Below are 15801 nucleotides of genomic sequence, written 5' to 3'. Positions count from 1 at the left end.
ATTTCGTCACCGGATCACCCCGCCCGGTTGAATTGAAAAATCGGTGACGAGGCAGGTCTCCTGGCTTGGGGCGTGCAGGTCTTGCGACCAACGTTGACTGCGCCTTCCCGCCGTCTCGGCAGTGGCATGGCAGTCAACTGAACCCTTCACAGTTGCGGGGGCAGCCGCGGCTTGAACCGCGTTCCCTTCTTAGCTTCGGCGTGGGGCCGAAGAACCTCGAAGGTGCAAGGCTACAGGGGCTCGCGGCATTTGACTACCGTCCCCGGCCCATGCTCTCCTACACATCTTGTTTCGGGTGCCCTTCACAGGGTGAAACGGGAAACCGGTGCGTCATACCCCTATGACAAGTCCGGTGCTGCCCCCGCAACGGTAAGCGAGCGAAGCGTCACGGCCACTGTGCTTTTGCATGGGAAGGCGATGCTTTTCAGGCGCACTCTGTCCAGAGCCGCCCCTCGCAAGCCCGGAGACCGGCCCGAAAAAATCAGATAACAAACCCGCGGTGGGCGGGCGCTGTTCGAACCCTGCGTGCCTGGCGCGTGGGGTTTGCATGCGCTCGTTTCACCCTGACACCTGAAAGGGACGCGCCATGTCGATCATCAGCAGCACTACGCCCTCCGCAAGCAGCACCACCACGTTGAGTCAACGCCTGAGCGCTGCGATCGGCGCGGCAATCCTGGGTGCGTGCCTTGTGTACTTCGCCGGTTTTTCGCATATCGAGGCGGTGCATAACGCGGCCCACGATACCCGCCACAGCGCCGCGTTCCCTTGCCACTGAGGCCTGCCGACATGATCAAACGTATTGCGCAAACCGCAGGTTTCACCGGCCTGCTGGCCGCCCTGCTGCTGACCCTGCTGCAAAGCTTGTGGGTCTCGCCGTTGATTTTGCAGGCCGAAACCTATGAAAAGGCTCCTGTAGCGACCGAAGTTGCCCACGAACACGGCGCAGGTGCCGCTGCACATAGCCACGACGCCGAAGCCTGGGAGCCGGAAGATGGCTGGCAGCGCGTGTTGTCGACCACAGGTGGCAACCTGGTGGTGGCGGTCGGCTTTGCGTTGATGCTCGCCGGCCTTTACACCTTGCGCGCCCCCACCCGCACCGCCCAGGGCTTGCTCTGGGGCCTGGCGGGTTACGCGACCTTTGTGCTGGCACCTACCCTGGGCCTGCCGCCTGAATTGCCGGGCACGGCCGCGGCTGACCTGACGCTGCGCCAGACCTGGTGGATCGGTACCGCCGCCTCCACCGCCGCCGGTATTGCGCTGATCGTGTTCGGTCGCAACGGGCTGCTCAAAGTGCTGGGCGTGGCAATTCTTGCCGTCCCCCACGTGATTGGCGCGCCGCAGCCGCAAGTGCATTCGATGCTGGCACCCGAGGCGCTCGAAGCACAGTTCAAAATCGCATCGCAACTGACCAATGTGGTGTTCTGGCTGGCCCTGGGCCTGATCAGCGCCTGGCTGTTTCGCCGCAACCGCGACGACCAATACTCGGCATGACGTTGGTAGTCGGCCTGGGTTGCCAGCGGGGTTGTGACGTTCACACGCTGCTGGCGCTGCTGGACAGCGCCCTCGTCGAAGCGGGTATCGGCCGCCAGTGCTTGACGGCGCTGGCCAGTATCGATCGCAAGCAGGATGAGCCAGGGTTGCTGGCGCTCGCCCAAGTGCTGAATGTACCGCTGCTGTGCTTCGATGCCACGCAATTGGCGGCTTACGAAGAGCGACTGAGCCACAAATCGAGCGTCGCATTTGCCCATACCGGCTGTTACGGCATTGCCGAAAGCGCCGCCCTGGCCCTGACCGAACAGCTCGCTAATGCCCCTGCCCGCCTGCTGATCACTCGCAGAAAAGTTGCCCACGCCACGCTTGCATTGGCCTGCACCGGCTAAAACCTTGATAATCGCCCTTGCGACCATGAGCCGTTTTCATGCTCGCCCGCTTTTCAACAGGAACTCTCCATGACCGTCTACTTCATCGGCGCAGGCCCCGGCGATCCGGAACTGATCACCGTCAAGGGCCAGCGGCTGATCCGCAGTTGCCCGGTGATCATCTATGCCGGCTCGTTAGTGCCCGCCGCGGTGCTGGAGGGTCATCAGGCGCAGCAGGTGGTCAACAGCGCCGAGCTGCATCTTGAACAGATCATGGACCTGATCAAGACCGCCCATGCCCAAGGCCAGGATGTGGCGCGCGTGCACTCGGGCGACCCGAGCCTGTATGGCGCGATTGGCGAGCAGATCCGCCACTTGCGGGAAATGGGTATTCCTTTCCAGGTCATTCCCGGCGTTACGGCAGTAGCGGCCTGCGCCGCGTTGCTGGAAACCGAGCTGACTCTGCCGGACATCGCCCAGAGCGTGATCCTGACCCGATACGCCGACAAGACCAACATGCCCCCCGGTGAGAGCTTCGACAGCCTGGCCCGCCATGGTACGACCATGGCGATCCACTTGGGGGTCAATCACCTGGAAAAGATCGTCGCCGAACTGCTGCCCCACTATGGCGCCGATTGCCCAATTGCCGTGGTGCACCGAGCGACCTGGCCGGATCACGATTGGGTTGTCGGCACCCTGACAGATATTGCCGCCAAGGTCGCAGCCAAGGGGTTCCGGCGCACGGCACTGATTGTGGTGGGCCGAGTGCTGGCCAGTGACAGTTTCGGCGAGTCGTCGCTGTATCGGGCCGGGCATGCCCACCTTTACAGACCCTGATTATGTGGGGTGGCTTGCCCTAATCCCTGTAGGAGCGAGCTTGCTCGCGAAAACCCCATAGGCGCCGCGTTTATTCAGGAAACACGCGTTATCGTTGACGCTTTTCGCGAGCAAGCTCGCTCCTACAGAGAGCGCATAAAAAAACGGCGCTCACGGGCGCCGTTTTTTATGCTCGCAGTGAACACCTTACTCAGTAGTAGGCATTTTCTTTCTGCGTGTGGTCGGTCACGTCACGTACGCCCTTAAGCTCAGGAATACGCTCAAGCAAAGTCCGCTCGATGCCTTCGCGCAGGGTCACGTCCGCCTGGCCGCAGCCCTGGCAGCCGCCGCCGAATTTCAGCACGGCGATCCCGTCATCCACCACGTCGATCAAACTCACCTGGCCGCCGTGGCTGGCCAACCCCGGGTTGATCTCGGTTTGCAGGTAGTAGTTGATGCGCTCGTTGACCGGGCTGTCGGCGTTGACGTTCGGCACCTTGGCGTTGGGCGCTTTGATGGTCAACTGGCCGCCCATGCGGTCGGTGGCGTAGTCGACCACGGCGTCGTCAAGAAAGGCTTCGCTGAAGGCATCAATGTACGCGGTGAAGCTTTTGAGCCCCAGGGCGGTGTCTTCAGGCTTTTCTTCGCCGGGCTTGCAATACGCGATGCAGGTCTCTGCGTACTGGGTGCCGGGCTGGGTGATAAAGACGCGGATGCCGATACCCGGGGTGTTCTGCTTGGACAGCAGGTCAGCCAGGTAATCGTGGGCGGCGTCGGTAATGGTTATGGCAGTCATGGAAACTCCTCACAGGCTTGCCCGCAGTTTACGCCAAATCATTACAGAGGTACAAAGTCCTAGTATTTTTGTCGGGAAATAATTACCGAATCATCAACGCCCAGCCAACGCTTGAGCACGCGATAGGTTGCCTTCTCCAGCCATCGATAGCTTGCATAAGCGCCCAAAGCTATCACCACGATGCACATCAGCAGCATCGTGTAAGGGTCTACGCCCATTCGCTGGGCAACAAAATACCCAACGGCGAGCACCGGCACGTGGATCAAGTACACCGAATAGGAACAATCCCCGAGCAACTTCAAAAAGCGGGAGCCTTGAAACCAGGGCTCCAACGCTACACAACTGATGACCAGTACCGCACTGGGCACTCCCCATTCCAGCGCACGCGGTATATCGGCCCCATGATAAATCGCCGTTAACGCAACGACGATACCCAGCACCGGCAGCCACGGCTTGGCCTGGCACCTACCCCGTCGATACATCATGCCGATCATAATGCCCATCAGAAACTCCAGCACAATGCCATTGCTGTAGAACCCACTGGCCAAGCCCAGGGCGGGGCCGATATAGCACATCAGATACAGCAACGTGGCCGCGACCCACAACCGACAGGATTCGCGAACCAACAGCGCGACTGCAAACAGCGCATAGAACACCATCTCGAAATTCAGGGTCCACCCAACGCCCAGTAGTGGGTAGACCTCTACACCCGGCTCGCTTGGAGCTGCGATGAACAGCAGCGACATCAGCACATAACTCGGATCAAGATGCTCTTGGGGAAACACCGAGGGCACGGTGGCAACCAGAACAATCATCAACAGGGTATAGAACCAATAGGCCGGGACGATCCTTGCCACGCGCATAAACATGAAACGCCAAGGGGTCAGGGCTTTGTCCGCAGTCGCAAGAAAGATCACAAAGCCACTGATGACAAAGAATATATCCACCCCGATACCGCCTTTATCGGCCAGCAGATACTCCAACGCGTTATGTGCCTCAAAGTCGAAGAACAACTGCATGAAATGAACACCCACCACCATCCACGCCGCCAGGGCGCGTAGCGCCTGCACTGAAATCAACATCGTCGGAGTACCTTTTCCCGGTTTATCGATAGATATCCGACTGCTTCAGCGCCCGCGTGGTGGGGTGACCGGATCAATACCAGCAGTTATAGGTTCTCATAGCGGTTCATGTCCAATACGCCCTCTTCCACCGGTGTGGTTTCGTGGATGTACCGCGACAAGTCGTGGAAATACTGCCAGAACAACGGATGGCTGCGCCGCACGCCCCAGTGATCAACGATTTTCTCGAAGCTTTGCGCGTCCCTGGCCTGCTCCATCTGTGCGACAAAGGCAGGTACTTCCCGGGCCGGGATATTGAACATGAAGTTCGGGTAGCTGCTGAGCACACCCGGGTAGATGGTCAAGGTGTCCAGGCCCGGCTGATAGCGATACGCCTCGCCCAGCAGGAACGCGACGTTACTGTGGGCACGGTTGCGCAGCAGGCTGTAGACCTCGCGCTTGCCGCTGGCGGTCTCGATGCGCAGCATCGTGGCTTCGGGCAATTGCTCGATCACCTTGAGCCCTGCCGCCGGCCGTGAGGTCAGGCGGCTCAGCGCTTGTTCGGCATCCTGCAAGGCCGGGTCAATGCCGTCGCGGGAGCAGAACGCGCCGCTGCAGCGGTTGATCGGGTCGGGGCTGGCGTTCAAATGGCCGTAGCGGGTCAGCAACTGGTTGGCGAAGTCACGCTTGGGGTCTTTTTCGCTCAGGTGCAAACCACTGGCCTTGTCATCGTCAATCGCTTCATAGTCCAGCCACAGCTTGAGCTTGCCGCTGTTCTGGTACCAGTCGTCCATGAAGTCTTCGCGGGTGTCGGCGGGCATCAGGCGCAGGAAGTTCTGCTCGGCGCCGTTACGGATCAGGTCGAAATACAGGCGCGTCTGGGCCTGATGCGATACGTTGCCAAACACATCGAAATTCACCGCCAACTGGTAATAGGTGCGTTCCAGCAGTGGGTAGTCGAACAGCCACATCGTCTGCGGGACCTCGCCAATCAGGCCCTTGGTCACCGAGGCGCTGTCGAAATGGCGGAAAATGCTCAACAAGGCGTTGTCATTACCCGCCCACAATGTCGACCAGCTCGGCGCCGGCAGGTCTGCATAGTTGTCACGGCGCAAGGCTTCGTACTGGTTGCGCTTGTCGCGGTAGGCCAGCCACAGGCTCAGCACACTGCCCACGTCGTCATTCTGCCCAGGCATGGCCAGCAACGGCGTGGCCTGGCCACGATAACGCGCATCGGTGATGTACAGATCGTGGTCGGGGTCCTGGAACAGCGTCCAGAAGTTATCGCGGATCACGTCCGTAGCGATCTGCCCACGGCACACCGGCCCGCGAATGAAGGTACGCACGAAGTATTCAGCGTTATCGAGCATGAATTGGTAACGCGCTTTGGCCGGGATGGCTTCGAATGTCGCAAACGGGTTGGCGCGGCTGCCGGGGCCGTAGCCTGGCAAGGCAGTGACATGCCAGTCGCCGGCGTAGAACAACGCCTTGATCCGCGCCATCTTTGCTGCGCTGAAGGGGTAAGTGATGTGGGTCTTATGCACGATCACGCCCTGCACCGGCCACAGGCGGTAGTACACCTGGGTGCCCGGGTCGTCGTTGGGGCGACGGGTGGCGATCAGGTCAATCGGCTGGCCACTGGGCGTACGCGAACGCACCCACTGGAAGTAATGCCCCGGCTCACCGCTCTCGAAATAGATATGCGCCAGAAACAAATGCTCGAACAGCCAGCGCGCCACCAGGCTTTCCCGGGCGCCCGGCTGGTTGAACAGGTTTTCCCACTGTTGCACTTGCAACGCTTCCCTGGCGCTTGGCGCCAGGCCCTGCTCGTCAATCGGCGCGCCGGAGGCCAGCCAGCGTTGTAAAGTCTGGTACTGCTGATCGGTCAGGCCGGTGACCGCCAGCGGCATGCCTTCCTTGGGGTGCGCGCCGGCATAGGCACTGAACTCGCCGGGCGTTGCGCACATATTGTCGCGGTTGAGCCCCAGCACAATGCTGTCGGGCAGCTTGGCATTGGGCGCCAACGGTGCGTTGTGCCCCAGCTCCAGCATGCGCGCCATCAGCGCAGCCTGGCTGCCCTGGGCGTCCAGCACCGAGTAGAAGCCCTTCTGCTGCCACGCCTGCTTACCAAATGCGTCATAAAACAAACGCGTCGTTGGCGTGGCCTGGCTGCGCTCGCCGTCATACACCGGCATTTTGCTTGCACCGCGCGCGGCGCCCTCGGCACTGCCCAGGTTGAGCTGGCAGGCGGAGTCGTAGCAGGCGTGGCAGGCCACGCATTTCTCGGTGAAGATCGGTTGGATATCGCGGGTATAGGAAATCGCCGAAGCGGGGCCCTCTGCCTGCGCAGTACTGGCTATCAAGGCCAGGACGGCGCTGACGATCAAACGAAGTGACATGTATCGGGTCCCGATTCAAGGCGTGCGGTCTGTGAAGTGGCGGTGATTCTACCGGGCCATGACCGCCAGCAACATGAGCGATATTCATGCATAACCCGGACATGCTCCAAATCGGCACAGGTTTGCTATGATTCACGCCCTCCGTAATGCCTGACTAGAGTAGTCCCATGCCCGATCGTAGCGCTCGCCTGCAAGCCCTTCACCAAGCCCTCAAGGAACGCATCCTGATCCTTGATGGTGGCATGGGCACGATGATCCAGAGCTATAAGCTTGAGGAGCAAGACTACCGTGGCAAACGCTTCGCCGATTGGCCAAGCGACGTCAAAGGCAACAACGACCTGCTGGTGCTGACCCGCCCAGACGTGATCGGCGGCATTGAAAAAGCCTACCTGGACGCCGGCGCCGACATCCTTGAAACCAACACCTTCAACGCCACGCGTATCTCCATGGCCGATTACGGCATGGAAGAACTGGCCTATGAACTGAACGTGGAAGGCGCACGCCTGGCGCGCAAGGTGGCCGACGCCAAAACCCACGAGAACCCGGCCAAGCCGCGTTTTGTAGCCGGTGTACTGGGCCCGACCAGCCGTACCTGCTCGCTGTCGCCGGACGTGAACAACCCCGGCTACCGCAACGTGACCTTCGATGAGCTGGTGGAAAACTACACCGAAGCCACCAAGGGCCTGATCGAAGGCGGCGCCGACCTGATCCTGATCGAAACCATCTTCGACACCCTTAACGCAAAGGCCGCGATCTTCGCCGTGCAAGGGGTGTTCGAGGAGCTGGGCGTGGAACTGCCGATCATGATCTCCGGCACCATCACCGACGCCTCCGGCCGTACCCTGTCGGGCCAGACCACCGAAGCGTTCTGGAACTCTGTGGCCCACGCCAAGCCGATCTCGGTCGGTTTGAACTGCGCCCTGGGCGCCAGTGAACTGCGCCCCTACCTGGAAGAGTTGTCGAACAAGGCCAACACCCATGTGTCGGCGCACCCCAACGCTGGCCTGCCCAATGAGTTCGGCGAGTACGATGAACTGCCGTCAGAAACCGCCAAGGTCATCGAAGAATTCGCCCAAAGCGGCTTCCTGAACATCGTCGGCGGTTGCTGCGGCACCACGCCTGGGCATATCGAAGCCATCGCCAAGGCTGTGGCCGGTTACGCGCCGCGCTCGATCCCGGACATTCCCAAGGCCTGCCGCCTGTCGGGCCTGGAGCCGTTCACCATCGACCGCAGTTCGTTGTTCGTCAACGTCGGCGAACGTACCAACATCACGGGCTCGGCCAAGTTCGCCCGCCTGATCCGCGAAGACAACTACACCGAAGCCCTGGAAGTCGCCCTGCAGCAGGTGGAAGCCGGCGCCCAGGTGATCGACATCAACATGGACGAGGGCATGTTGGATTCGAAGAAGGCCATGGTGACCTTCCTCAATCTGATCGCCGGCGAGCCGGACATCTCCCGCGTACCGATCATGATCGACTCCTCCAAGTGGGAAGTGATCGAAGCCGGCCTCAAATGCATCCAGGGCAAGGGGATCGTCAACTCCATCAGCATGAAGGAAGGCGTAGAACAGTTCATTCACCACGCCAAGCTGTGCAAGCGCTACGGCGCGGCAGTGGTGGTGATGGCGTTCGACGAAGCCGGCCAGGCCGACACCGAAGCGCGCAAGAAAGAGATCTGCAAGCGCTCCTACGACATCCTGGTCAATGAAGTGGGCTTCCCGCCGGAAGACATCATCTTCGACCCGAACATCTTCGCGGTCGCCACCGGCATCGAAGAACACAACAACTACGCCGTCGACTTCATTAATGCCTGTGCCTATATCCGAGATGAACTGCCCTACGCGCTGACCTCCGGTGGCGTGTCCAACGTGTCGTTCTCGTTCCGTGGCAACAACCCGGTGCGTGAGGCGATCCACTCGGTGTTCCTGCTGTATGCGATCCGCGCGGGCCTGACCATGGGGATCGTCAACGCCGGCCAACTGGAGATCTACGACCAGATCCCGGCCGAGCTGCGTGACGCCGTCGAAGACGTGGTGCTCAACCGTACGCCGGAAGGCACCGACGCCCTGCTCGCCATTGCCGACAAGTACAAGGGCGACGGTAGCGTCAAGGAAGCCGAGACCGAAGAGTGGCGCGGCTGGGACGTCAACAAGCGTCTTGAACACGCGCTGGTCAAGGGCATCACCACGCACATCGTCGAAGACACCGAAGAGTCGCGCCTGTCGTTCGCGCGCCCGATCGAGGTGATCGAAGGCCCGCTGATGTCCGGCATGAATATCGTTGGCGACCTGTTCGGCGCCGGCAAGATGTTCCTGCCCCAGGTGGTGAAATCCGCCCGCGTGATGAAGCAGGCGGTGGCGCACTTGATCCCGTTCATCGAGCTGGAAAAAGGCGACAAGCCCGAAGCCAAGGGCAAGATCCTCATGGCCACGGTCAAGGGCGACGTGCATGACATCGGCAAGAACATTGTCGGCGTGGTGCTGGGTTGCAACGGCTATGATATCGTCGACCTGGGCGTGATGGTGCCAGCGGAGAAGATCTTGCAGGTAGCCAAGGAGCAGAAATGCGACATCATTGGCCTGTCCGGCCTGATCACGCCGTCGCTGGATGAGATGGTGCACGTGGCCCGCGAGATGCAGCGCCAGGATTTCCACCTGCCGCTGATGATCGGTGGCGCCACCACGTCCAAGGCGCACACGGCGGTGAAAATTGAGCCCAAGTACAGCAACGACGCAGTGATCTACGTGACCGACGCCTCCCGCGCGGTGGGCGTGGCCACGCAGTTGCTGTCCAAGGAGCTGAAGGCCGGCTTCGTCGAGAAGACCCGCCTGGAATACATCGACGTACGTGAGCGCACCTCCAACCGCAGCGCCCGCACCGAGCGCCTGAGCTACGCGGCGGCCATCGCCAAGAAGCCGCAGTTCGACTGGAGCAGCTACGCCCCGGTGGTGCCGACCTTTACCGGCGCCAGGGTGCTGGACAATATCGACCTCAAGGTGCTGGCCGAGTACATCGACTGGACGCCGTTCTTTATATCCTGGGACCTGGCCGGCAAGTTCCCGCGAATCCTCACCGATGAAGTGGTGGGTGAAGCCGCCACCGCGCTGTATGCCGATGCCCGGGAAATGCTCAAAAAGTTGATCGACGAGAAACTCATCAGCGCCCGTGCGGTGTTCGGTTTCTGGCCGACCAACCAGGTGCAGGATGACGACCTGGAAGTCTATGGTGACGACGGCCAGCCCATCGCCAAACTGCATCACTTGCGCCAGCAGATCATCAAGACCGACGGCAAGCCGAACTTCTCTCTGGCCGACTTCGTGGCGCCAAAGGACAGCGGCGTGACCGACTATATCGGTGGCTTCATCACCACCGCCGGCATCGGCGCCGAAGAAGTTGCCAAGGCCTACCAGGACGCCGGCGATGACTACAACTCGATCATGGTCAAGGCCCTCGCCGACCGCCTCGCCGAAGCCTGCGCCGAATGGCTGCACCAGCAAGTGCGTAAAGAACACTGGGGCTACGCCAAGGACGAGCAACTGGACAACGAGGCGCTGATCAAGGAGCAATACAGCGGTATCCGCCCTGCCCCCGGCTACCCGGCGTGCCCGGATCACACCGAAAAAGCCCAGCTGTTCCAACTGCTCGACCCCCAAGCCCAGGAAATGCACGCAGGTCGCAGCGGCGTGTTTCTCACCGAGCACTACGCGATGTTCCCGGCGGCAGCGGTCAGTGGCTGGTACTTTGCCCACCCGCAGGCGCAGTACTTCGCCGTGGGCAAGGTCGACAAGGATCAGGTCACCAGCTACACGGCACGCAAAGGCCAGGACCTGAGTGTGACGGAGCGTTGGCTGGCGCCGAACCTGGGCTACGACAACTGAGGTAACGCTGCTACTGGCTGCGGTAACCGTTTACCGCACCTACGATGACTCAATGCGATTTCCTGTGTCGGACCGATTCTCGGTCCGCTGAACCGGCAGCTCAGCACAACCGGTTTTACACAGGAAACGCATGTCGTCATGACCGAACCCAATACTCCCTCGTTAAACTCAGCCTTTCGCCAACTGCCCGCCCAGGCAGTGCATGAGCACTTCGCTACGCGGCCGGCGCTGTATTCTGTCGTCTTCGAGGCATTGCGCAGCCGGATGCTGGAGCACTACCCGTCGCTGAACCTCGACTGGCTTGCGGTCAAACTGGCCAGCCCTCAGCCCAATGGCGAATACACCTACCCCGCACTCATGGAGGTGGCTGTCGCCCATGTACTGAACCCACAGTTACTTGACCTGCGCGCCGTACGCGAGCGTCCGTACTTCCTCACGACACAGCCCCCCGCCGTGCTCAAGACCGGGGATGGCCAGCCGCTCGACATGCAGGTGGTCGCCCAGATTCTTGACGAATTTCCCGCGTCCCTCTACTTGTACATGCAGCACGATCTGGCCGACTACTGGAGCCAGGTCGACAACCATGGCAACAGCCGCTGGCAGTGGCTTGCAGAGTTCCTCAATGGTCAGATGATTGCCACTGCGGCCAGCCAGTCACAGCTAAGCGACATGCAGCGCGACATGCTAGCGGTAGTTGCCGCCTGGCCGGCGCAACGTGAGCGCCTGCCCCGCTCCTCGCCCGCCACCTACGTATATTTCATCGAGAGCACACTCACCCGCGTCGGCAAGACGGTGCGGGTATTGACCCCGGACCTGTTACTGGTACGCGATAAACAGGTGTTGCTCTACAGCGTAGCTGGCGCAGTCCAGGCGTTTGATTCGCTGGAGGCGTTCAGCCAGGCCTGGGGGAGCAGGATGCAACGCGAGTTTCAGTTCGACAGCCTTGCCTGGCAACGCAACGAAACTGCCGCCAACGTGTTTGAACAACAGGCCGGGCTGATCCTCAACCAACAACTCGAAGACCTGGCAATCCTATCGTTCCAGGGGCAAGACGAAAAAAAACTCGATCAACGCCTGGATACTCTCACCGATCCGGCGGTTTTTTTTACCGACATCAAGGTGCCCGACACCCAGCGCCTTGGCACTGTGAGCCAGCAACTGCCGCAATGGCTCAAGCAAGCCGAGCCCGCGGATCGTTTCGCCTATCACCGCCACTTGCAGGATATGGCGCAAGTGCTGCAGAAAAACCAGGGGCGATCGTTCAACGAGGGCATTGAAAACATCCACACATTCAGCCGCGTCGCATTGCGCAAGCAAATGCAAGCCGATCACGGTGATTTCGACCCTGACGCGGTGCTGTTGGACTTCGCGGTAGCGGCGGGTTATCCGGGCGGCGCCGGAATCATCGAACACGTGCGCATGTCACTGACGGAGCTGGCTCTGAAGAATCTGGCCGGCAAGCCCAAAGGTACGTTGAAGCTATCTTCGACAACAGCCACGCCACTGCCTGGCTGGTTGAATGAAGACTATCTGATGGGCAGCAACGGCCTGATCCAGCGCGTCGATATCGGCACCACCTACCCCAAGGCCCTCAAAGAGCTGCTGCTGTCCGATACCGTCGAGGCACGTCGCCGCGAGTTGCTGTTTACTCGCGAACTGAAGGCTCATCTGCCGATGCAGGCACTGGAATTCAAGGTCCGCCAGCAGCATGGCATGACCGTGACGGGTTACCAGTATGTCAAGGCACTCATGGGAGAAACGCCTTCGCTCAGACTCGTCAACGATCAGGAAATCGTCCTGCGCCCCCTGGCGTTGTGCCGCAAAGCCGGGGCCACGCCGGACGAAGTAAATAATATGTTTATCATCGAGCCTCGCGACTCCCAGATCGGGCCACACTTGCTGTACCGACCGCTGTACGCCGAGTCCCTCAACGAATACCCCACGCGCCAGGCGCTGCTGGAGGCCATCGCCGAACCAGGTGCGTTGCAGGACAGCGTGCTGACCTGGCTGTCGGACAAGGCGCGCCCCATCTATGCACACGGCGGCATCAAAGAGCCGCACATCATCCGTTTCTTGCCCGGCGACGAGTTCAACCGACCCGAGAAACCAGCGCCCGCGACCCTGGCCGTCGATGACGGCGCCGGTGAATGGCTCCAGTCCCAGCTCAACGGCCAACTGCCCAACCACTTGTTTGGCAGCACCGCGCGGGCACTGGTCGACCTGGCGGACCGCGAGTCGATCTCCAACGCCGAAAGCCGATGGGCCATTGTGATGGAGGGTGCCTGGCTGTTGTTCAATACATTGCTGCTGCCCTTGGTACAGGGCCCAGCCATGTTGGCCGGCTGGTTCCTGGTGCTGGTTGCCAGCCTGGAGCAGGACTTGGCTGGCCTGGACAGTAGCGATCCCACCACCCGCGAGTTGGCGCTGATTGATCTGCTGCTCAATACCGCGATGGTGTTGCTGCATGGCGCATCGCCTTCTGCCAAACCGTTGTCGCCACCGAGTGCAACCGACGGCGCATTGCGCCTTGAAACCTGGCGCCGTGCTCCAGGCCTGCCGCCACCACAGGATGCGCCAGTGATACGCCCTGGCGCAGTGTCATTGCCGGGAGAACCCCCGGCATCAGGCCACACCGCCCTGGACTTCGTTCGCTCGCTGGCAAGCCCACACGCAAGCGAACGACTGAGGGCGATGCTGGACATCAATGTGCCGTGGCCTGAACCCTTGCCGGCTGCGCAAGCCAGCGGCCCGCTCAAAGGCCTTTACCGCATAGATGGCACCTGGCACGCCAGCCTCGGTGGGTTGCTGTTCCAGGTCAATGTGGTGCCGGGATTCAACGAGGTCTATCTGGTACACCCGCAATATCCTCAACACCCCGGTTTCAAGCTGATAAGCGACCACCAGGGGCACTGGCGCCTGGACACTCACGCCAGGCTGGAGGGCGGAATGCCCCGGGAACGCTTGAGTAAATGGCAGAGGGAACGTGCCGAAAAACTGGGTGTATTAAAGGCCGAACTGCAAGCACTGAATGCCGAAATATTCTCGCTGATACCCACTTCGCTTTCGCTACAAAGCACTCTGAACGCCGCCCGTGCCCAGCTTGTTGAACAAAGCAAAAGCCTGCGCAAGGATTGGTTATTGCTGGGCAGTTCCGCGAACATACCGAAGTTGCACGCAGAAGTTCTTATCCGTCATGAGAAGCGGCGTGTCGCGGCGGCCCAAGCCAGGACGCAGTGGAATATCGCCCTCGATAACTTTCAGCAGTACGGCCGTGTGGTAATGGCGCTGATGCAAAAAATCGAAGCCAAGGCCAGCGAACTGATGGCTGTCGACAGGACTGACCCCACTTATGTAAGGGAACGAAACAGGGCAAGCAAAAGCAACTTTGACTTCTGGGCAGGCATCTACGAATCGGTGTCGCAAAAAATGGCAGACGCCCTGGAAACCGATCGTGGCGAAACCGACGCTGAACTCAGCGCCCGCGCATCACGGGAGCTGCCACAAAACATCAGCGGCGCCTACGACGACTACATCATCACCAAAAAACGCCAGCTTGCCGCGCTTACGGAAATGGTCGAGCCCGCTGAAAAGATCGAGACGTTACTTAAAGAGGCAGACCCGGCCCTGCGCCAGATACTCTTGCAAGGCAAGCCTTCTGATCAAAACATCCGCTCGGTCGCGATCAAACAGCACGCCCTGCTGGTGTTCATGGACTTGGTGTTTAATCGCATGAATGACTCGCGCAACCCAACGGAATTTCCATTCGTGCGCGATCTGACCGACACGCGAACGGCAACCAGCTTGATGGCGCATACGGAAATGCTCACCACCACCGGCTACTCGGCCCGAGAGCAGATCGACGTTCTCAAGGACGTTCTGGAGCGATATGAGCAATTGGAAAACGCTGTCACGTCACTGGCTGAAATGAATTCCGGCTTCATTCGCGAGGAGCATCGCCAACCCTTTCTGGACTACCTGGCTTACGCCCGCACCAGCCTTGAAGCGCAGTTGGCCAATTTGATTCTGGTGGAAGAAGGCTTCGCGCCACTGCCGACGCCCGAGCGCATCACACGGCAGAAAGCACCGAACCGAAGAGTGATCAAGACCCGTGACCGCAGGACACTGGTGGGTGAAGTGCGCCCTGCCCAGCGTGACACACCGGGCAACTTCGTCGATATCAAGGACCCGCTCACCGGGAAAACCCTCGCCACCTACCTTGAACACCCCGGCGAAGGTGTATGGAACGTGGTTGAAGAGGTCGGGCCCTCAGCACCCGCGCCGACGGCAATCAAGCGTTCGCTGAAGACCATAGAAGCACAGGCGCAAACCGTCAGGGACGAGCGCACCGGCATTGACAGCAGCATCGCCTTCCAACAACGAAAGCTACGCGACCCGGGCCGACTGGAAAGTCTCGACCCCCTTGAGTGGGATGTGATACTGACCCAGCACGCAGCGAAGTTCACAACCCTTGCCGAAGAACTCCAGCGCGATCACGCCAACGATCCCGGCGCTCGCGCCTTGATCGACCAATACCGCAGCCTGGCGGCCGAGGCAACGCAACAGGCCCGTGAGCATTGCAGCGAAGGGTACAAGTTACAACGCCCAAAAGCCTCCCACGTCAATTACTTGTGGAAACACGGTTTTGTCGATATCAACCTGGTGAAGAGCCGCGTGCCGTTGAAGGCCGGTGACTTTCTCACCGAGTATGCAGTACGCGATAAAAGCAAAATCAGGGCGGGTATAAAGGGTAAGGACAATGTTTTGTGGTACGCCCATTTCCATTACTCATCCGTCGATCAACCGCCCTCCCAACCTGACTTCGGCCACCTTAAAACCCCGAGTGAGCAGCGATATACGCGCCGGGAACTGATTGAACAGGCGCGTGCCGACAACCGCGCCGTGGTCAATCTGGAGAAAGCCGAGATCAAGCCACCGCTTGATCAGCGGCTATTCCTGGGGTTGGAGGTACTGGCTTCCAAATGAGCCTCGACA

At 60.3% G+C, this 15801-nt stretch carries 9 protein-coding genes and 2 riboswitches; of the genes, 6 read left to right on the top strand and 3 right to left on the bottom strand.

All coding sequences use genetic code 11. The annotated features are described in order from the left end of the window. Positions 1 to 33 precede the first annotated feature (33 nt). Positions 34 to 234, bottom strand: a riboswitch (cobalamin riboswitch). A gap of 42 nt (positions 235 to 276) precedes the next feature. Continuing rightward, positions 277 to 490, top strand: a riboswitch (cobalamin riboswitch). Positions 491 to 586: 96 nt separating this feature from the next. The 4 genes from TX23_RS15045 to cobM all read left to right on the top strand — a co-directional run bounded on the left by TX23_RS15045 (position 587) and on the right by cobM (position 2696). After that, positions 587 to 775 (top strand): CbtB domain-containing protein, encoded by a 189-nt coding sequence (locus tag TX23_RS15045; protein WP_057702858.1) that lies wholly within the window; start codon positions 587 to 589, stop codon positions 773 to 775. An 11-nt stretch (positions 776 to 786) separates the two neighbouring features. Further along, positions 787 to 1491 (top strand): CbtA family protein, encoded by a 705-nt coding sequence (locus TX23_RS15040; protein WP_057702857.1) that lies wholly within the window; start codon positions 787 to 789, stop codon positions 1489 to 1491. Next, a complete protein-coding gene (locus TX23_RS15035) occupies positions 1488 to 1880 on the top strand; it encodes a cobalamin biosynthesis protein (RefSeq protein ID WP_057702856.1) in 393 nt (130 codons plus the stop codon). Before TX23_RS15040 ends, TX23_RS15035 begins: the two co-directional genes overlap by 4 nt. A gap of 69 nt (positions 1881 to 1949) precedes the next feature. Next, positions 1950 to 2696, top strand: a complete 747-nt coding sequence (cobM, locus tag TX23_RS15030; protein WP_057702855.1) for a precorrin-4 C(11)-methyltransferase — start codon at positions 1950 to 1952, stop codon at positions 2694 to 2696. A 190-nt stretch (positions 2697 to 2886) separates the two neighbouring features. Here the strand turns inward: cobM and nfuA are convergent, their stop codons facing one another. The 3 genes from nfuA to TX23_RS15015 form a co-directional block, all read right to left on the bottom strand. Next, on the bottom strand, positions 2887 to 3471 hold the full coding sequence (nfuA, locus tag TX23_RS15025) for a Fe-S biogenesis protein NfuA (protein WP_003190728.1): 585 nt from the start codon (positions 3469 to 3471) through the stop codon (positions 2887 to 2889). A gap of 59 nt (positions 3472 to 3530) precedes the next feature. Further along, positions 3531 to 4553, bottom strand: a complete 1023-nt coding sequence (locus TX23_RS15020) for an acyltransferase family protein (protein WP_057702854.1) — start codon at positions 4551 to 4553, stop codon at positions 3531 to 3533. An 86-nt stretch (positions 4554 to 4639) separates the two neighbouring features. Beyond that, the gene (locus tag TX23_RS15015) at positions 4640 to 6931 is read right to left on the bottom strand and encodes a fatty acid cis/trans isomerase (protein ID WP_057702853.1); all 2292 of its coding nucleotides are present in this window, start codon (positions 6929 to 6931) and stop codon (positions 4640 to 4642) included. 167 nt (positions 6932 to 7098) lie between these two features. Here TX23_RS15015 and metH point away from each other — a divergent pair, with 167 nt between their 5' ends. Next, a complete protein-coding gene (gene metH, locus TX23_RS15010) occupies positions 7099 to 10809 on the top strand; it encodes a methionine synthase (protein WP_057702852.1) in 3711 nt (1236 codons plus the stop codon). A 138-nt stretch (positions 10810 to 10947) separates the two neighbouring features. Further along, positions 10948 to 15792, top strand: a complete 4845-nt coding sequence (locus TX23_RS15005; RefSeq protein ID WP_057702851.1) for a hypothetical protein — start codon at positions 10948 to 10950, stop codon at positions 15790 to 15792. Positions 15793 to 15801 lie beyond the last annotated feature (9 nt).

It is taken from the genome of Pseudomonas paralactis, from assembly GCF_001439735.1.
GTDB classification, from domain to species: Bacteria; Pseudomonadota; Gammaproteobacteria; order Pseudomonadales; family Pseudomonadaceae; genus Aquipseudomonas; species Aquipseudomonas paralactis.
Note: the sequence above shows the minus strand (reverse complement) of the source record. Positions and strands in the feature narration are given on the sequence as shown.